The sequence below is a fragment of the Pseudomonas sp. SG20052 genome (genome assembly GCF_031766055.1).
GTDB classification, from domain to species: Bacteria; Pseudomonadota; Gammaproteobacteria; order Pseudomonadales; family Pseudomonadaceae; genus Aquipseudomonas; species Aquipseudomonas mandelii.
Window position 1 is genome coordinate 3,162,713 of sequence record NZ_CP134498.1, and the last position, 15,826, is coordinate 3,178,538.

Annotated in this window: 17 protein-coding genes and 1 pseudogene; 13 read left to right on the plus strand and 5 right to left on the minus strand. The window is 57.7% G+C overall.

The window, feature by feature from the left end; genetic code table 11:
- From narH to RHP74_RS14425, 10 genes and pseudogenes are all read left to right on the plus strand, one after another.
- Entirely contained in the window at positions 1 to 1,539 is a 1,539-nt protein-coding gene (gene narH / locus RHP74_RS14385; RefSeq protein WP_010460230.1) for a nitrate reductase subunit beta, read from the plus strand.
- Positions 1,540 to 1,541: 2 nt separating this feature from the next.
- Positions 1,542 to 2,297, plus strand: a complete 756-nt coding sequence (gene narJ / locus RHP74_RS14390; protein WP_010460232.1) for a nitrate reductase molybdenum cofactor assembly chaperone — start codon at positions 1,542 to 1,544, stop codon at positions 2,295 to 2,297.
- Entirely contained in the window at positions 2,290 to 2,970 is a 681-nt protein-coding gene (gene narI, locus RHP74_RS14395; RefSeq protein ID WP_010460234.1) for a respiratory nitrate reductase subunit gamma, read from the plus strand. Before narJ ends, narI begins: the two co-directional genes overlap by 8 nt.
- A gap of 10 nt (positions 2,971 to 2,980) precedes the next feature.
- Positions 2,981 to 3,940, plus strand: coding sequence for a peptidylprolyl isomerase (locus RHP74_RS14400; RefSeq protein WP_311100096.1), 960 nt, complete (start codon positions 2,981 to 2,983; stop codon positions 3,938 to 3,940).
- A gap of 25 nt (positions 3,941 to 3,965) precedes the next feature.
- Complete coding sequence (gene moaA, locus RHP74_RS14405; protein WP_311100098.1) at positions 3,966 to 4,958, plus strand: GTP 3',8-cyclase MoaA; 993 nt, start codon at positions 3,966 to 3,968, stop codon at positions 4,956 to 4,958.
- Between the two features lie 263 nt (positions 4,959 to 5,221).
- Entirely contained in the window at positions 5,222 to 7,237 is a 2,016-nt protein-coding gene (locus tag RHP74_RS14410; RefSeq protein WP_311100100.1) for a ribonucleoside triphosphate reductase, read from the plus strand.
- Between the two features lie 32 nt (positions 7,238 to 7,269).
- Positions 7,270 to 7,437, plus strand: a complete 168-nt coding sequence (nrdD, locus tag RHP74_RS14415; RefSeq protein WP_010460242.1) for an anaerobic ribonucleoside-triphosphate reductase — start codon at positions 7,270 to 7,272, stop codon at positions 7,435 to 7,437.
- Positions 7,434 to 8,129: an anaerobic ribonucleoside-triphosphate reductase activating protein gene (locus RHP74_RS14420; RefSeq protein WP_311100102.1), complete on the plus strand. Its 696-nt coding sequence runs from the start codon at positions 7,434 to 7,436 to the stop codon at positions 8,127 to 8,129. Before nrdD ends, RHP74_RS14420 begins: the two co-directional genes overlap by 4 nt.
- 162 nt (positions 8,130 to 8,291) lie before the next feature.
- A pseudogene (locus RHP74_RS31395) lies at positions 8,292 to 8,702 on the plus strand (MCP four helix bundle domain-containing protein); the annotation flags it as partial.
- Between the two features lie 3 nt (positions 8,703 to 8,705).
- A complete protein-coding gene (locus RHP74_RS14425) occupies positions 8,706 to 9,842 on the plus strand; it encodes a methyl-accepting chemotaxis protein (protein ID WP_409201936.1) in 1,137 nt (378 codons plus the stop codon).
- A 33-nt stretch (positions 9,843 to 9,875) separates the two neighbouring features.
- On the opposite strand, the gene RHP74_RS14430 is transcribed toward RHP74_RS14425, so the two are convergent.
- The 5 genes from RHP74_RS14430 to RHP74_RS14450 all read right to left on the minus strand — a co-directional run bounded on the left by RHP74_RS14430 (position 9,876) and on the right by RHP74_RS14450 (position 13,406).
- Positions 9,876 to 11,255 (minus strand): 4Fe-4S binding protein, encoded by a 1,380-nt coding sequence (locus RHP74_RS14430; RefSeq protein WP_311100105.1) that lies wholly within the window; start codon positions 11,253 to 11,255, stop codon positions 9,876 to 9,878.
- Positions 11,243 to 12,094: an FTR1 family protein gene (locus tag RHP74_RS14435; RefSeq protein ID WP_311100106.1), complete on the minus strand. Its 852-nt coding sequence runs from the start codon at positions 12,092 to 12,094 to the stop codon at positions 11,243 to 11,245. The genes RHP74_RS14430 and RHP74_RS14435 overlap by 13 nt, the downstream gene beginning before the upstream one ends.
- A gap of 22 nt (positions 12,095 to 12,116) precedes the next feature.
- Positions 12,117 to 12,449 carry a cupredoxin domain-containing protein gene (locus tag RHP74_RS14440; RefSeq protein WP_010460251.1) on the minus strand — a complete coding sequence of 111 codons (333 nt, stop codon included), beginning with the start codon at positions 12,447 to 12,449 and terminating at the stop codon, positions 12,117 to 12,119.
- Entirely contained in the window at positions 12,450 to 12,980 is a 531-nt protein-coding gene (locus RHP74_RS14445) for an iron transporter (protein ID WP_017338861.1), read from the minus strand.
- 87 nt (positions 12,981 to 13,067) lie between these two features.
- On the minus strand, positions 13,068 to 13,406 hold the full coding sequence (locus RHP74_RS14450) for a hypothetical protein (protein WP_311100109.1): 339 nt from the start codon (positions 13,404 to 13,406) through the stop codon (positions 13,068 to 13,070).
- Positions 13,407 to 13,563: 157 nt separating this feature from the next.
- Here RHP74_RS14450 and RHP74_RS14455 point away from each other — a divergent pair, with 157 nt between their 5' ends.
- From RHP74_RS14455 to RHP74_RS14465, 3 genes are all read left to right on the plus strand, one after another.
- On the plus strand, positions 13,564 to 13,803 hold the full coding sequence (locus tag RHP74_RS14455) for a DUF3079 domain-containing protein (RefSeq protein WP_077748447.1): 240 nt from the start codon (positions 13,564 to 13,566) through the stop codon (positions 13,801 to 13,803).
- 383 nt (positions 13,804 to 14,186) lie between these two features.
- On the plus strand, positions 14,187 to 14,765 hold the full coding sequence (locus RHP74_RS14460) for a hypothetical protein (protein ID WP_311100111.1): 579 nt from the start codon (positions 14,187 to 14,189) through the stop codon (positions 14,763 to 14,765).
- A gap of 299 nt (positions 14,766 to 15,064) precedes the next feature.
- Entirely contained in the window at positions 15,065 to 15,589 is a 525-nt protein-coding gene (locus tag RHP74_RS14465; RefSeq protein WP_311100113.1) for a hypothetical protein, read from the plus strand.
- Positions 15,590 to 15,826 lie beyond the last annotated feature (237 nt).

Consider the following 15,826-nt stretch of genomic DNA (forward strand, 5'->3'; position numbering starts at 1 on the left):
ATGAAGATTCGCTCACAAATCGGCATGGTTCTGAACCTGGACAAATGCATCGGTTGCCACACCTGTTCGATCACCTGCAAAAACGTCTGGACCAGCCGCGAAGGCATGGAATACGCCTGGTTCAACAACGTCGAATCAAAACCCGGGATCGGCTACCCGAAAGAATGGGAAAACCAGGACAAGTGGAAGGGCGGCTGGATCCGCAACGCCAACGGCACGATCAACCCGCGCATCGGCGGTAAATTCCGCGTGCTGGCAAACATTTTCGCCAACCCGGACCTGCCGAGCCTCGACGACTACTACGAACCGTTCGACTTCGATTACCAGCACCTGCACACCGCGCCGCTGGGCGAGCATCAGCCCACCGCGCGTCCGCGTTCGCTGATCTCCGGCAAGCGCATGGAAAAAATCGAGTGGGGTCCGAACTGGGAAGAAATCCTCGGCACCGAATTCGCCAAACGTCGCAAGGACAAGAACTTCGACAAGATTCAGGCGGACATTTACGGCGAGTACGAAAACACGTTCATGATGTATTTGCCGCGCCTGTGCGAGCACTGCCTCAACCCGACGTGCGCGGCATCGTGCCCGAGCGGTGCGATCTACAAGCGTGAAGAAGACGGCATCGTCCTGATCGACCAGGAAAAATGCCGTGGCTGGCGGATGTGCATCAGCGGCTGCCCGTACAAGAAGATCTATTTCAACTGGAAAAGCGGTAAGTCCGAGAAATGCATCTTCTGCTACCCGCGTATCGAAGCCGGGATGCCGACCGTTTGCGCGGAAACTTGCGTCGGGCGCATCCGCTACCTCGGCGTGCTGCTGTATGACGCCGACCGCATCAGCGAAGTGGCGAGCACCGCCAATGAGCAGGACCTGTATGAGAAACAACTGGAGATCTTCCTCGATCCGAACGATCCGGCAGTGATTCGTCAGGCCCTGGCCGATGGCGTACCGCAATCGGTGATCGATTCCGCTCAGCGTTCGCCGGTCTACAAAATGGCCGTGGACTGGAAACTCGCCCTGCCGCTGCACCCGGAATACCGCACCTTGCCGATGGTCTGGTACGTGCCGCCACTGTCGCCGATCCAGAACGCCGCGACCGCCGGCACCGTCGGCATGAACGGGGTGATCCCGGATGTCGACAGCCTGCGTATTCCCCTGAAGTACCTGGCGAACCTGCTGACGGCGGGTGATGAAAAACCGGTCAAGCGTGCGCTTAAACGCTTGCTGGCGATGCGCGCCTACAAACGTTCCGAACAAGTCGACGGCGTGCAGGACCTGCAGGTGCTGGCGGATGTCGGCCTGAGTGTGGCGCAGGTCGAGGAGATGTATCGCTACCTGGCAATCGCCAACTACGAAGACCGCTTTGTGGTACCGAGCGCGCACCGTGAAGACGCCATGAGCGACGCCTTTGCCGAGCGCTCCGGTTGCGGTTTCAGCTTTGGTAGCGGCTGCAGCGGCAGCTCCGACACCAACATGTTCGGTGCGAAGAAAGCCAACCGCCGCGACATCCTGAAAACCGTCCAGTTGTGGGAGGAATGAGCATGCAAATTCTCAAAGTGATTTCGCTGCTGCTCGATTACCCGACCGAGACACTGATTGGCGGTCGCGACGAACTCGAGCAAGCGATCATCCAGTCACGGGAAATCAGCCCCAAGCAACGCGGCGCGTTGTTCGAATTGTTGGAGTTGATCTGCGCCAATGACCTGATGGATGGGCAGGAGCACTACGGTGCGCTGTTCGGTCGAGGCCGCTCGCTGTCGCTGCTCTTGTTCGAGCACGTGCATGGCGAATCCCGCGATCGCGGCCAGGCGATGGTCGACATGATGGCGCAATACGAAGAAGCCGGTTTTGCCATCGGTGTCAAAGAGCTGCCCGATTACATACCGCTGTACCTGGAGTTCCTGTCCACCCGCGAAGACATCGAGGCCCGGGAGGGCCTGGCGGATGTGTCGCACTTGCTGGCCTTGCTCGCGGCGCGTCTGGAAGAGCGTGAAAGTGCCTATGCCAGCTGCTTCCGGGCGCTGCTGCAAATTGCCGGGGCCGAGCCGCATCAAGCGGTGGCCGACCTGCGGGCGCAGGTGGCGGCGGAGCCGCGCGACGACTCCCTGGAAGCCCTCGACAAGATTTGGGAAGAGGAGGCCGTGGACTTTCTCCAGGCCGAACAGCAGGACCGTTGCAGTGGACTGCCAAGCGCACCGGGCAAGGCCCGGGAAGAAAGCGCGGTGCCGTTGCACTGGGTGGATTTTCAGCATGAAGGGTTGGCCGTCGTGCCGGCCAAGGAGGTAGGCAATGTCTAAATGGAACCTGTTGTTGTTCGGGGTCTATCCCTACGTCGCCCTGGCGATTTGCCTGATTGGCAGCTGGGCGCGCTTCGATCTGTCGCAGTACACCTGGAAGGCCGGCTCGAGCCAGATGCTCAATCAGCGCGGCATGCGCGTGGCGAGCAACTTCTTCCACATTGGTGTGTTGTTCGTACTGGCCGGACACTTTGTCGGCCTGCTGACCCCGGCGTCGGTGTATCACCACGTGATCAGCACTGAGAACAAGCAGTTGCTGGCGATGGTGTCCGGTGGCTTCTTCGGTCTGTTGTGCCTGATTGGCTTGCTGATGTTGGTCAATCGGCGGCTCACCGATCCACGGGTCCGCGCCACGTCCAGCCCCTCGGACATTCTGGTTCTGCTGGTGCTGCTGGCGCAGTTGCTGCTGGGGCTGCTGACGATCGTTGCGTCCACCGCGCACATGGACGGCTCGGTGATGGTGATGCTCGCCGATTGGGCACAGAACACCGTGTTGTTGCGTCCGGTGGAAGCCGCGGCGGCCATCGCGCCGGTCGGGTTGATCTACAAGCTGCATGTGTTTCTCGGTTTGACCCTGTTTGTGCTGTTCCCCTTCACCCGTCTCGTACACATGATCAGCGCACCGATCTGGTACCTGGGGCGTCGTTATCAAATCGTTCGTCAGAAGTACTGAGGAGACAATCATGTCAGGTGGATGCGGATGTGGTGGCGGTAATGGGGGCAGCGGTGGCTGCGGTTCTTCAAAAAAAGCGGAGGCCATTCTCGACATGGCGCCGGTCGCAGAGGCGCAGTTCGAGGCGCTGCCGGTTGAGCCCGCAGGGGCCGATGACGCCCCGGCGCAGTTGATCGCCAGCAGTGAACAGGAGTGGCCGATCATCAGCGTCAACGAGGTGTCGATCACGCCGGAATCGATGGCGCTGGAGCTGCAATATCACCCGGCCGAAAGCCGCGAAGAAGCGGTGTACCTGGCCGCCAGGGCGTTGGTGATCCGCGAGTTGTTGCAGCAGCGCATTGCCGAACTCGGCGTATCGATGGAGATCGGTGTTGGCGAGAACGAAGAAGAAGCGGCCACGCGTTTGTTGCTTGAACGCGAGGTGCATGTGCCGCAGTGCGACGAGGAAACCAGTCTTCGTTACTACGAAAACAATCGCGGGCGCTTTCACAGCGCACCATTGCTGGCGGTACGGCACATCCTGCTCGAATGTGCGCCGGACGATGTCGAGGCGCGCAGCCTTGCGCATGTTCAGGCGGAAGTCCTGCTGCAACGTCTGGATGAATTCCCCGGCACTTTCGCCGAACTGGCGTTGAAATATTCGGCCTGCCCGTCGAAGGCTCAGGGTGGTTCTTTGGGGCAGATCAGTAAGGGCCAAACCGTGCCTGAACTGGAACGTCAGTTGTTCACTCTGGCACCGGGCCTGGCCAGCAAACCGCTGGAAAGTCGCTACGGCTGGCATGTGGTCAGTGTCGATCAGCGAATCGAAGGCATGCCGTTGCCCTATGAAGTGGTGTCGACGGCGATCCGCACGCAGTTGCAGCAAGGCGTGTGGCAAAAAGCCCTGGTGCAATACCTGCAAACCCTGATCGGTGCGGCGGATATTCGCGGTATCCATTTGCAGGGCGCCGACTCACCGCTGGTGCAGTGAGCATCGAGGCAAACCGGGAGATGTGATGAACGCTGTAATGCAGGATGGCTTTGGACGGCAGATTGATTATCTGCGGATGTCGGTGACGGACCGCTGTGATTTTCGCTGTGTGTATTGCATGGCGAAAAACATGACCTTCCTGCCGCGTCAGCAGGTGCTCACCCTTGAAGAGTTGCAGCGTTTGGCAACGCTGTTCGTTGGCCTGGGTGTACGCAAGATTCGCCTGACCGGCGGCGAGCCGCTGATTCGTCCGGGCATTGTCGACCTTTGTCGCAACATCGCCGCGTTGCCCGGTTTGCGCGAATTGGTGATGACCAGCAACGGCTCGCAGCTGGGCCGTCTGGCCCGGCCGTTGGTCGATGCCGGGGTGAAGCGGATGAACATCAGCCTCGATAGCCTGGACGGGCAGAAGTTTCGCGCGATCACCCGCATTGGCGATCTCGATCAAGTGCTCAACGGCATCGAGGCAGCACGGGGCGCGGGGTTCGAGCGAATCAAACTCAACTGCGTGGTGATGAAGGGCCGCAACTTTGATGAGGTCCCGGCGTTGGTGCAGTACGCCATCGACCAGCGCATCGATATCAGTTTCATCGAGGAAATGCCCTTGGGCGATGTCGGGCGTTCCCGGGGTGAATCGTTTTGTTCCAGCGACGAAGTTCGGGCGCTGATCGCCAGCCAGCATCGGTTACTCGACAGCACCGAGAACAGCGGCGGACCGGCACGCTATGTGCGTCTGGAACGCCATCCCGAGACCCGGATCGGCTTCATTTCACCCAACAGCCACAACTTCTGCGGCAGCTGCAACCGGGTACGGATGACCGTTGAAGGGAAGCTGTTGCTGTGTTTGGGGCAGGACGATGCCCTGGATTTAAGAGGATTGCTGCGGCGTTATCCGCTGGATGATCAGCCCGTGATCAATGCCGTGCAGAAGGCTTTGCGCGGCAAACCGTTGCGCCACGATTTCAGCCCCGAAGGGGAGGTGCAGATTGTACGGTTCATGAACATGAGTGGCGGTTGAGCTGATCTGTAAAGCACAGCAAATCACTGTGGGAGCGAGCCTGCTCGCGATAGCGGTAGAACAATCGACATCAATGTTGAGCGTGCTGCAGTCATCGCGAGCAGGCTCGCTCCCACATTAGATTTTCTTCTGCCGTTATCGGACGTTCTTTCGCCGGGGAATCTTGATGTCGATCAATTGCAGATCAGCACTTTTTCCGTAGCCTTCACTGCATGTTGTGGTTCTGGATTTTTTTAGATCTATATGTAGTGTCTGGAGGCCAAATGCAAAGCACGCTGATCGCAGTAGGATGTAACCGTTTGCACAAACGCGATGGCAGTCAGGTCGCCTTCGATGCCGACAAAATCCGTCAGGCATTGATCGCCGCCGGCAAGGCGACGGGGGAATACGCCGAGGTTGAGGTTGAAGGCTTGCTTAACGCGGTATTGGCCAGGCTCGAAGGTTTGCCAAGACTCCATGTCGAGCAAATCCAGGACCGTGTTGAACGGGTGTTGATGGACGCCGGATATTTCCTCGCCATGCGTGCCTACATCGTCTACCGCGAACAGCACGGGCGCTTGCGCCGCGACCGCCGGACCATGGTCGAGGTGGCGACTTCGATGAACGAATACCTGGACCGTGAAGACTGGCGGGTCCAGGCCAACGCCAATCAGGGGTATTCACTGGGCGGACTGGTGTTGAACGTGTCGGGCAAGGTCACTGCCAACTACTGGCTGGACGAGGTGTACAGCGAGGCCATAGGCCAGGCCCACCGCGAGGCGGATTTGCATGTGCACGACCTCGACATGCTCGCCGGTTACTGCGCCGGCTGGTCGCTGCGCACCCTGTTGCACGAAGGGCTCAACGGTGTGCCGGGGCGTGTTGAAGCCGGTCCGCCAAAGCACTTGAGCAGTGCCTTGGGGCAGATGGTGAATTTTCTCGGCACCCTGCAAAACGAATGGGCCGGCGCCCAGGCGTTCAGCTCGTTCGACACCTATCTGGCGCCCTACGTGCGCAAGGATCAACTGAGTTTTCAGGAAGTACGCCAGGCGATCCAGGAGTTCATCTACAACCTCAACGTACCGTCACGCTGGGGCACGCAGACGCCATTTACCAACCTGACCTTCGACTGGGTGTGCCCCCAGGATTTGCGTGAGCAAATACCCGTCATCGGCGGTGAAGAAATGCCGTTTGCCTATGGTGACCTGCAAGCCGAAATGGAGCTGCTCAACCGCGCTTACATCGAAGTGATGCAGGCCGGCGACGCGAAAGGGCGGGTGTTCACCTTTCCGATCCCGACCTACAACATCACCCATGACTTTCCGTGGGACAGTGAAAACGCCGATCGTCTGTTCGAGATGACCGCGCGGTACGGCCTGCCGTATTTCCAGAACTTCCTCAATTCTGATCTGCAACCCAATCAGGTGCGTTCAATGTGCTGCCGTTTGCAGCTCGATGTGCGCGAGTTGCTCAAGCGTGGCGGCGGCTTGTTCGGCTCAGCGGAACAGACCGGATCGCTTGGCGTTGTCACCATCAACTGCGCACGGCTGGGCTATGTGTTCAAGGGTGATACCAGTGGATTATTGCAGCGACTGGACACACTGATGGAACTGGCGATGGAAAGCCTGGAGGTCAAGCGCAAGGTGATTCAGCACCACATGGATGCCGGTTTGTACCCGTACACCAAGCGCTACCTCGGAACCCTGCGCAACCATTTCTCGACCATCGGCCTCAACGGCATGCATGAAATGCTGCGCAATTTCACGGGCGACGAGGAGGGCATGCACACCGAGCATGGCCGGCAGTTTGCCCTGAACATGCTCGATCATGTGCGCGCCACGTTGCTGCGTTTCCAAGAGGAAACCGGCCACATGTACAACCTGGAAGCGACGCCAGCCGAGGGCACGACTTACCGCTTCGCCAAGGAAGACCTCAAGCGTTACCCCGGCATTCTCCAGGCTGGCAGCGTGCAAGCGTCGTATTACACCAACTCTTCCCAACTGCCCGTGGGCTACACCGAAGACCCCTTCGAGGCCCTGGAGCTTCAGGACGAACTGCAATGCAAATACACCGGCGGTACCGTCTTGCATCTGTACATGGCCGAGCGGATTTCCTCGACCGAGGCGTGCAAGCAACTGGTGCGCAAAGCGCTTGGCCGCTTCCGCCTGCCGTACCTGACCGTGACCCCGACGTTCTCCATCTGCCCGGTGCACGGCTACCTCGATGGCGAGCATGAGTTCTGCCCCAAATGCGACGAGGTCTTGCTGCTGCAAGAACAGAAGCTCGGCACCGTTCATTGATTTCGATCCACTCAACCGCAAGGAGCTTCACCATGACTGCATCGCAAGCACTGCCCCAGGCTCAACGTCAACGCTGCGAAGTCTGGACCCGGGTGATGGGCTATCACCGCCCTGTGTCGGCGTTCAATCCGGGTAAACAGTCGGAGCACCGTGAGCGGGTGCACTTCACTGAAAGCGCGGCGCTGGCCGGGCGCCAATGAGTCGAACGCTTCGGGTCGGGGGCATGGTGCCCCTGACCACTATCGACTATCCGGGACAGCTCGCCTGCGTGCTGTTTTGCCAGGGTTGCGCCTGGCGTTGTCGTTACTGCCATAACCCGCAGTTGATCCCGCCTCGTGGCACAGACGAAGTGGATTGGCGGCGGGTGCTGGCGTTTCTGCAACGGCGTCAGGACCTGCTCGATGCGGTGGTGTTCAGTGGCGGTGAGCCGACCCTGCAGGACGGTTTGCTCGGCGCCATGGAGGAGGTGCGGGCGATGGGGTTTCGCATTGGTTTGCACAGTGCCGGTATCAAGCCGGCTGCGTTCGCCAAGGTATTGCCTGGCGCTGATTGGGTCGGCTTCGATGTGAAGGCGCTGCCCGAGGATTGCCAGGCGATCACCCGGGTCGAAGGCAGCGGTACCGCCAATTGGCGCAGTCTTGAGCATCTGCTGGCCAGTGGTGTCGATTATGAATGTCGTACCACTGTGCACTGGCATCTGTTCGAGCCGGCGCGGTTACTGGTCCTCGCGCAGCGTTTGAGCGAACTCGGCGTCAAGCGTTTCGCCGTGCAACTGGTTCGCACCGAGCGGATGTTCGATCCGCTGCTGCCGAGTGTTTCGGCACAAGCCTTGCTACCTGACTTATGGGAAGCCATGCGCGAGCTGTTTCCCGCTTTCGTGTTACGGGGGTAACCGTGGCTGCGAATTAACGTTTAACGGTGACATCCATCATTAGGTTTTCAAATGCGCTGCCAATCGGCAGGTATCAAACAGGGAGCATTTGATATGGCCAAATTAACGACAGCACAACGTATCGTCATCGGCTTTGCCATCGCGCCGTTGGCGCTGATTGGCATGGCGTTTTACGCGTTGCACGATCTGGCAACGCTCAAGGAACAGGCGGTAGTAATCGTCAAGCAGGACTGGCCGAAGATCGATCCGATCATGGTCATCGCCACCGGCGTACGTGATAACGCCAGGAACACCCGGGATCTACTGATCGATAAAGATAATCAGCAGGTGCAGCAGTCAATCGACGCTACCAAGAAACGGATTACCCAGGCACTCGATACGCTTGAACCATTGTTCTATTTGCCAGAGGGCAAAACCGCTTATGCCGCGTTGAAGAAGAATCGTGAAGCCTACGTGGCGGCGTTCACTCAAGTGCAGGTGTTGATCCGGCAAGGGGCTTTCGATGACGCCATGGCACAGCTGAAACAAAAGGTCGTGCCGGCCGAACGCGAGGTTTATGGCAGCCTGGATCAGTTGATGGCGCTGCAAGGCAAAATATTCGCCGACAGAGAACAGTCAGCGCAGGCACTGTACAGCGATGCCCGGCGCAATATGCTCGGGTTGTTTTTGTTCTGTGTGGCGCTGGTCATCGCCGCGGCGGTGATCGTCACGCGCAGTGTGACCCGTCCATTGGGCGGCGAGCCGGACGATGCCGCACGGTTTTTAAGTCAGATCGCTCAAGGCGACCTGACGATTCAGGTACCCGTGAACTCAAGTGCCGGCGGCAGCGTGATGATGAACATGCATCAGATGCAGCAAAGTCTGAATGCCATGGTCAGGCACATCGCGATGTCGGTGGACCAGGTGGCCAGTTCCTCCGAAGAGCTGAGTGCGGTCAGCAGCCAGACCAGCAGCAACCTGCAATTGCAAGGGCTGGAGATCGAGCAGGCGGCCACCGCCGTGAACCAGATGACCGCTGCGGTCGATGAAGTGGCGCGCAATGCGGTCAGCACCTCCGAGGCCTCGCGGCAGTCCGAGCAAACCGCGCAACGCGGGCGTGAACAGGTTCAGGAAACCGTGGTTTCAATCGGCGCACTGGCCGATGGGGTCACCGACACCTCACAGCGCATCGAGCAACTGGCGGGCCGGGTGCAGGACATCAGCAAGGTGCTGGACGTGATTCGCAGCATCGCCGAGCAGACCAATTTGCTGGCCCTTAACGCGGCCATTGAAGCGGCTCGTGCTGGTGATGCCGGACGCGGTTTTGCCGTGGTCGCCGATGAAGTGCGCGCCCTGGCGCATCGCACTCAAGAGTCCACCCAGGAAATCGAGCAGATGATCGGCAACATTCGTCTCGATACCGGGCATGCGGTGACGGCCATGCAAAGCAGCAGCAACCTGGTGCGGGCCACCCTGGAAGTGGCGCAACGGTCGGGCGATGCATTGGATGAAATCACCCGGTCGATCTCGCAGATCAACGAGCGCAACATGATGATTGCCAGCGCTACGGAGGAGCAGGCATTGGTGGCGCGTGAGGTGGACCGCAATCTGATGGGGATTCGCAACTTGTCAGAGCAGGTCTTGCTGGGTGCCCAACATACTCACACCGCAGGTCAGGATTTGGCGCAGATGGCCGGGGCGCTGCACCAGACGGTGGCGCGTTTTAAAGTCTAGGTAATTCGGGTTGGTGGTTGTGGATGAGGGCGCTCAGGACCAGCCCCAGAACTGCAACCACCAGTCGAACCCTACCAAGCCGATGGCGAGTAACAGGCAAGTGCTGCCAGCGCAGCGACGAACCTGGGAAAGGCCTTCGCGGTCCAGCCGTTTCCAACCCAGCAACAGGCTCCAGCCCATCGCAGCCATTAACAGACAAGCCCTGGCCGGTTGTACCCACTCCAGCAGCAGACCTTCATAGCGCAGCAATTTCACCGTTGTGGCCGACAGCCCTAGAAACAATCCCGCACCCCCCAAGGGCGTGAGTGTCAGCGCCAGGGGCCAATACAGTGCAGGATCTTGCGCCAGTCGAGCCGTCAGGCGCAGAAGGATCATCAACGCCGTGCCCAACACCATCGAACTCAAACTCAAGTAAGCGACGATGCTGAAACCGTCGAGCCAGCTGAAGCTGTCGTTGAGCTGCGGGTAATGGGTCAGCAGCCACCAGGGCGCGTTGTCCTCAAGGGCCCAGAGTTGGTCGTGCTCGACCAGCCATTGGGCGAGGGTTTGTTTGAGGGCGACGAACCATGGGCTGACCGTCCACTGAAAGGCGCCCATGGCCAGACCGATCACACCGAACAGCAATAGACGCGCGTCCCATGGTGAAAGCGTCTGCGCCGTCGCATGAAGAATCTCTTGGTTGCTGGAGCGCGCGATCAGCTGAACCGCGCCGCGTTGTCCGCTGCAACGTCCGCAGGCATGGCAGTCACTGGCGCCTTGCATACGACGGATATCGAGCAAGGGCGCGCAGTTGGGCGGCGGCAGGCGTGGCGCGGCGTTTTCCATCCAGCGTTGTTCGTCGACCTGAAAATGCACGGGCGCCAGTCGGGCGAGCAGGGCGAAGACGCCACTGACCGGGCACAGGTAACGGCACCAGACCCGCTTGCCTCGGGCGAACAGCAACCCGACGACGATCGCGGCGACGGTCGAACCGCCCAGAATCAACAGCGCCGCCTGGGCGTAGTCATAGACGCTGATCAACTGGCCGTAGAGGGTTGTCAGGCAGAACGCCAGGGTTGGCCAGCCGCCCCAGCGCAACCAGCGCGGTACACCCAAACCTTTGCCGTAATGGCTCGCCCATTCGCTGAGTGAGCCTTCCGGACAGAGAACGCCACACCAGATTCGTCCAAACAGTACGATCGACAGCAACACGAACGGCCACCAAATGCCCCAGAACAAAAACTGCGCGAACAGGGTCAGGTTATCGAGCAGCCGTGCCTGGCTGTCCGGCAGCGGCAACACCGCCGGGATCACCAACAGCAACGCGTAAAACAGTACAACGACCCACTGCACGGCACGGATGACGGGCGCGTGACGACGCATGCCGTCGCCCAGGCGCTGCAGCCATTGATTGCGGCGACTCAGCTCAGGCATGGGACTTTTTCCACAGCACGCTGGCGCAGCCAACCTCCGACGGTCAGCCAATAACCGGCCAGCACCAGTAACGTCATGCCGCTGGGCGTCGCACGATAACCGGCAAAACCGGCAAGAAAACCACCCAGTCCATGGCTGTCGCTGAGCAAGGCACTGCTGTCCCAAAGCGCATCACCAACGAGGCTGTACATCACCTCCGGTAAATCCATGGCGAGTAATTGGCCGCCAATTCGCTCGGTACCGCTGACCAGCAACGCCGCGCCGAGTATCAGCAAAACAGCTTCGCTGATGGAAAAGAATCGCTGCCACGAGATGAACCGGCGACTGCTGTGCAGCAGGGCAATGGTCAGCGCCGACAGCACCAATCCCATTGCGCCGCCGACGGCAAACAAACCGAGCTGCGGACCTCGCAACTGAGCACCGGAGCCATAGAGAAAGACTACCGTTTCACTGCCTTCGCGGCTGACGGCGAGCAGGGCCAGCAGTAACAGACCCGCGCCACCTTGCCGAGCCAGGTGGCTATCAGCGTGTCGTTGCAAATCGTGCTTGAGCGTGCGCCCGTGGCGGTGCATCCAGCCGACCATTTGCACGATCAGCAGGCTGGCCACCAGCGCAAGTGCAGCCTGGAACCATTCACTGGCTGAACCGCTCATGGCCTCACCGGCAAACAGAATCAACACCGCCAGCAGGCCCGAAAGCATCAACCCCAGCACGACGCCTGCCCACAAGTACTTCGCCAGTCGATCACCCTGATGCTGACTGACCCAGGCCTGGAGAATGCCGATCACCAGCAGCGCCTCGACGCTTTCGCGCCAGACAATGAACATTGATTGATACATGAAAACTCCGTGTTTGAACGGGTTATTTCGCGAGGATGCCGCCCTCGGGCAGTTGTGGATTGAACTCGTCGAAGAAGGGGTAGTGGCCGGGCCTGAGCGGGTGAATGACCACGAAGGTTGTCACGCCCGGCGACAGGACTTTTTCGACCCGCAACGGCGTGCTCTCAAATTCGGCTGGGCCTTGGCCGATATTTCTCAGGATGATCTTGAAGCGCTGACCGGCCGGAACCTCCAACAGGGCAGGAGTGAAGTGGCCATCGCGCAGGCTGAGTTCATAGCTGGGTAATTCGGCATAGGCCATGAACGGCGCCACTGCTCCGGCAAGCATCAGCCAGGCAATCTGCAGGCGCTTCATTCAATAGCCGCCTTTTTTACCAATGCCGGCGTAGATGAACTCGTAGTGCAATTCGCAGCGTTCAAACCAGGGGGCTACGCCGGTTTCCTTATCGGTATGACGGCCAAGGGACCCATGACCGCCGGGTGGCAGGACGGTGAAGGTCAGCTGATATTTGCCTGGGCCGAGCAGCTTTACATTGTCGCCATAGTGCGGCCCGTCATTGGCGACCATGGCGTGGAAATCGCCTTTGAGTTCGTTCTCGCTGCCCTGTTTTTTCAGATTGAACGAGACATTGAGGTAAGGCACGAAACTGCCTTCCTGAAAGCCCTGTCGATTGTCCGCCGTGGCGCGAATGTCGGCTTCCAGATGCACATCGGAATCCGCGGTGGCCCGCATCATTCCGGCAGGTGCCATCTCGATCGGCTGCAAATACACCGCCCCGACTTCCAGCCCAGGACACAACTGTGGCTCACCGATCGGGTATTCCTTGGCGTGAGCCAGCGGTGTGAGCAAGAGCAGGGCAAGCGAAAGCGACAAGGGGGTACGCATAATTTCTTCCTGGGCATTGACGAGTAGGAGCCCGAGTCTAGGAAGCTTTGCTGCGAACAATAATGATTGGCATCAAGTTTCGAGCAATTAAACCGATGCCTCATCACGCTGGCGAAATCGCTGGGCGCGCTCGACGCTGTGAGTCATCTGTTCGGCTGCGTGAATGGTCAGCGGATGCTGGGTAAAGCCGGGTCTGGGGGAAATGTAGGTGGCCATCTCGCGCGCAACGGCGAGCTGGTGTTCCGAACCATCGGCCAGCAGGGCGATGACCAGGTTTTCCAAGGCAATCACTCGGACACGCAGATGAACCAGTTCGGCATTGGTCAAGGCGGGCGGACCGGTAAACGCTTTGTCATCAAGAGATGTTGCAGCATCTTGATCGTCCCATGTTGATAGGCCGCTTGGGAAAGGATTTTTATTGAGCATGAGAGGCGTCTCCAAGTCTGTTAAAGCGTTAGCTTAGCCCCGGGATTGCGAAGGAGGTGAGCGCAGTCATCTGATGTCGATTCTTGATGTGTATCAAGGCTGGTTTTGCGTAAGGGCTATAGGTTGGAAGAACGCCTCCCAATGACCGGAGATCGGCATGGCTAAAAACTTCCCCATCAACCCCAAGCACCCCGAACGGATTTGTTGGGGGTGCGACCGTTATTGTCCGGCGAAGTCCTTGGCCTGCGGCAATGGTTCCGACCGTACGATGCACCCGGCCGAACTTTTCGGCGAGGATTGGAATGTGCCTGGTGACTGGGGCATCGAGAAGCTCATCACTACTGACAAACCGACAGATGATGTAGCGGACACCTGGACTGGCAGTCGGAGCGAGTAGCGGGTGACAGAAGCAAACAACCAGACAGTTTCATGCTGTTAGTTACCATTTTTTAGGATATTTAGTTCGGATAGCTGGCAGGCTGCTCAAAAAAACATCACATCGATCATCGATGCGATTTCGCCACATTAATATAACTAAACTAAATAGGCATTTAGCTTAGTTATAATTATCCGTTATTAACGGGGAAGGGTAGTGCATTAAATGAACTAGGGGTCGTTCTTCCTTGGTCGCTATCTTTCAATCATGTGCGGTATCTTTCAAAGCTTCAAGCAGACACGTGTAATCGGTAACAAGCCAAGTAAATCAGGGGCTCCAGCGTTGTGAAGCTTCTGGCTTTGGCTTCTAAGAGCTGAACGAAAACGAGTGAAAAGACTGTTGTAATGACATATTTATCGCCCTGGATGGTTGAAAGCGCTTATCGCTATTTGAAGGCTGCGAAGCACCTTAGACGTGGCCATGACATGCTGGACATTGCGCAGATCAATGCTGCAATTGGCATGGAAATCCTGCTCAAAAGCTTCGTGTCAAAGCCCAATGGCAACCTTGGCCAGGTCAATGAAACTTACGAACTGGACCTGGACGCAATAAAAGCTGCGCATGAGCATTTGAAAGCGACAGACAGAATTCCGGCTTATCGGAAAGACAGAGGTCCAAATAAGCACGATCTGCTTACGTTGTTTCATGCGATACCTGAACCGATCAGGCAGCATATTCGGCTTGATCGTCACGAGCATTGGATCGAGAAGGATCGTGAAGTTTTCACCAATGCGCGTTATCGATATGAAGCCGGTGCTCCTGGAGGTTACGACGATATTTTGATCGGTGTCTTGGACGAACTGATTGAGGACGTTGTGCACTGGTATCGTGAGCTGGGCAGCAAAGATGTGTTCATCGTGTTTTATGGAATGCCGCCGCTGGAGCAGTTGCCGGATTCCGATCAGGAGCCGGACAACCTGTGAGCCTGCCTTCAAATCTGATCACAGAGCCCCCCAGCCCCATACAATATATTACGCATAATATCGATGACGTTATGGTAGCTATGCCGTCAGAATCGACGAATTTAGCGTCGGGATAATAGCGAAGCCCCGACGCTGAATTTAGCCATAACGTCCATTATGCGAGGCATTTACGTACCTATTTATTGTTTTTTAACGATATATAAACAATAAAAGGTACGTTTTTATGCTGGCATAAAGGTACCATTGTCGTAACCTGGTGAAATCACCAAGGCTGCATTTTGGTACCTTTTGGAGGTTGCATGCTTATCAAATTTCAATCTGACAATGATGACTTTCATGATCGGCTGTTGGCCGCTACTGGCCTAGGCACTGTTACTGGGGCTTATCGATCTGCTGCCGTTCAGTTCCCCGGTCTTCAACTGCAGGTTAGGCATTTAGAGGCTCAGCTTAATGAGGCGAAGCGTGAGAATGCTGTCCTTAGGCAGACACTCTATGATGCGCGGGATGCTGCCATTGCGCTGTCTGAAAGAGCTTTGCAGCCTGGTCTTGACTCGTTGGCAGAACGTTATCTTCAATCCGATTACGTTCTCAAGTCTTGGAGCACGAGCTTGTCCCCTCACTTTTTGATTAATCATGTAAGCACCCCGGTTGATGAAGCAGGGCGCGTTTACCAGGTCTTTGAGTTTTCAAATGAAGGTTTTCTCAAGGCATCTTGGAAACCTGATGGCAGCGATATGCAGGTTATCGAGCTTTCAAACCTCTCCCTTTCCTTTATCCCAGGAAAGGAGGAAGGCACGTTCTCTCTCGAGTTTTTTCCGGCATAGACCTCATTACTCACGTAAACAAGTATTTCCGTGAGTAATGACCATGTGAACCTGGTCTGAAAGCCCCAGTTTCGCGTCCGCGAAATTCATCGAAAGCTTGTCTCGCTACGGATATTAGCCTTACCTCGACCTGCCCGCAGGGCATTAGGCGCTTCGCAAATCTGCAGCCAGGCTAATCAACATCCGCGCCGATACCCGGCAAAGCCGGCCAATTTCACGCCCAACAAAAAACCCCCG

What these genes read in the sequence shown, in the direction of transcription:
- RHP74_RS14430 (WP_311100105.1), bottom strand. Translation starts at nt 11,255, where the DNA reads ATGCCTGAGCTGAGTCGCCGCAATCAATGGCTGCAGCGCCTGGGCGAC.
- nrdD (WP_010460242.1), top strand. Translation starts at nt 7,270, where the DNA reads ATGACTGCATCGCAAGCACTGCCCCAGGCTCAACGTCAACGCTGCGAA.
- RHP74_RS14420 (WP_311100102.1), top strand. Translation starts at nt 7,434, where the DNA reads ATGAGTCGAACGCTTCGGGTCGGGGGCATGGTGCCCCTGACCACTATC.
- RHP74_RS14425 (WP_409201936.1), top strand. Translation starts at nt 8,706, where the DNA reads ATGGCGCTGCAAGGCAAAATATTCGCCGACAGAGAACAGTCAGCGCAG.
- narJ (WP_010460232.1), top strand. Translation starts at nt 1,542, where the DNA reads ATGCAAATTCTCAAAGTGATTTCGCTGCTGCTCGATTACCCGACCGAG.
- RHP74_RS14450 (WP_311100109.1), bottom strand. Translation starts at nt 13,406, where the DNA reads ATGCTCAATAAAAATCCTTTCCCAAGCGGCCTATCAACATGGGACGAT.
- RHP74_RS14465 (WP_311100113.1), top strand. Translation starts at nt 15,065, where the DNA reads ATGCTTATCAAATTTCAATCTGACAATGATGACTTTCATGATCGGCTG.
- RHP74_RS14410 (WP_311100100.1), top strand. Translation starts at nt 5,222, where the DNA reads ATGCAAAGCACGCTGATCGCAGTAGGATGTAACCGTTTGCACAAACGC.
- RHP74_RS14400 (WP_311100096.1), top strand. Translation starts at nt 2,981, where the DNA reads ATGTCAGGTGGATGCGGATGTGGTGGCGGTAATGGGGGCAGCGGTGGC.
- RHP74_RS14460 (WP_311100111.1), top strand. Translation starts at nt 14,187, where the DNA reads ATGACATATTTATCGCCCTGGATGGTTGAAAGCGCTTATCGCTATTTG.
- moaA (WP_311100098.1), top strand. Translation starts at nt 3,966, where the DNA reads ATGAACGCTGTAATGCAGGATGGCTTTGGACGGCAGATTGATTATCTG.
- narI (WP_010460234.1), top strand. Translation starts at nt 2,290, where the DNA reads ATGTCTAAATGGAACCTGTTGTTGTTCGGGGTCTATCCCTACGTCGCC.
- RHP74_RS14455 (WP_077748447.1), top strand. Translation starts at nt 13,564, where the DNA reads ATGGCTAAAAACTTCCCCATCAACCCCAAGCACCCCGAACGGATTTGT.
- narH (WP_010460230.1), top strand. Translation starts at nt 1, where the DNA reads ATGAAGATTCGCTCACAAATCGGCATGGTTCTGAACCTGGACAAATGC.
- RHP74_RS14435 (WP_311100106.1), bottom strand. Translation starts at nt 12,094, where the DNA reads ATGTATCAATCAATGTTCATTGTCTGGCGCGAAAGCGTCGAGGCGCTG.
- RHP74_RS14445 (WP_017338861.1), bottom strand. Translation starts at nt 12,980, where the DNA reads ATGCGTACCCCCTTGTCGCTTTCGCTTGCCCTGCTCTTGCTCACACCG.
- RHP74_RS14440 (WP_010460251.1), bottom strand. Translation starts at nt 12,449, where the DNA reads ATGAAGCGCCTGCAGATTGCCTGGCTGATGCTTGCCGGAGCAGTGGCG.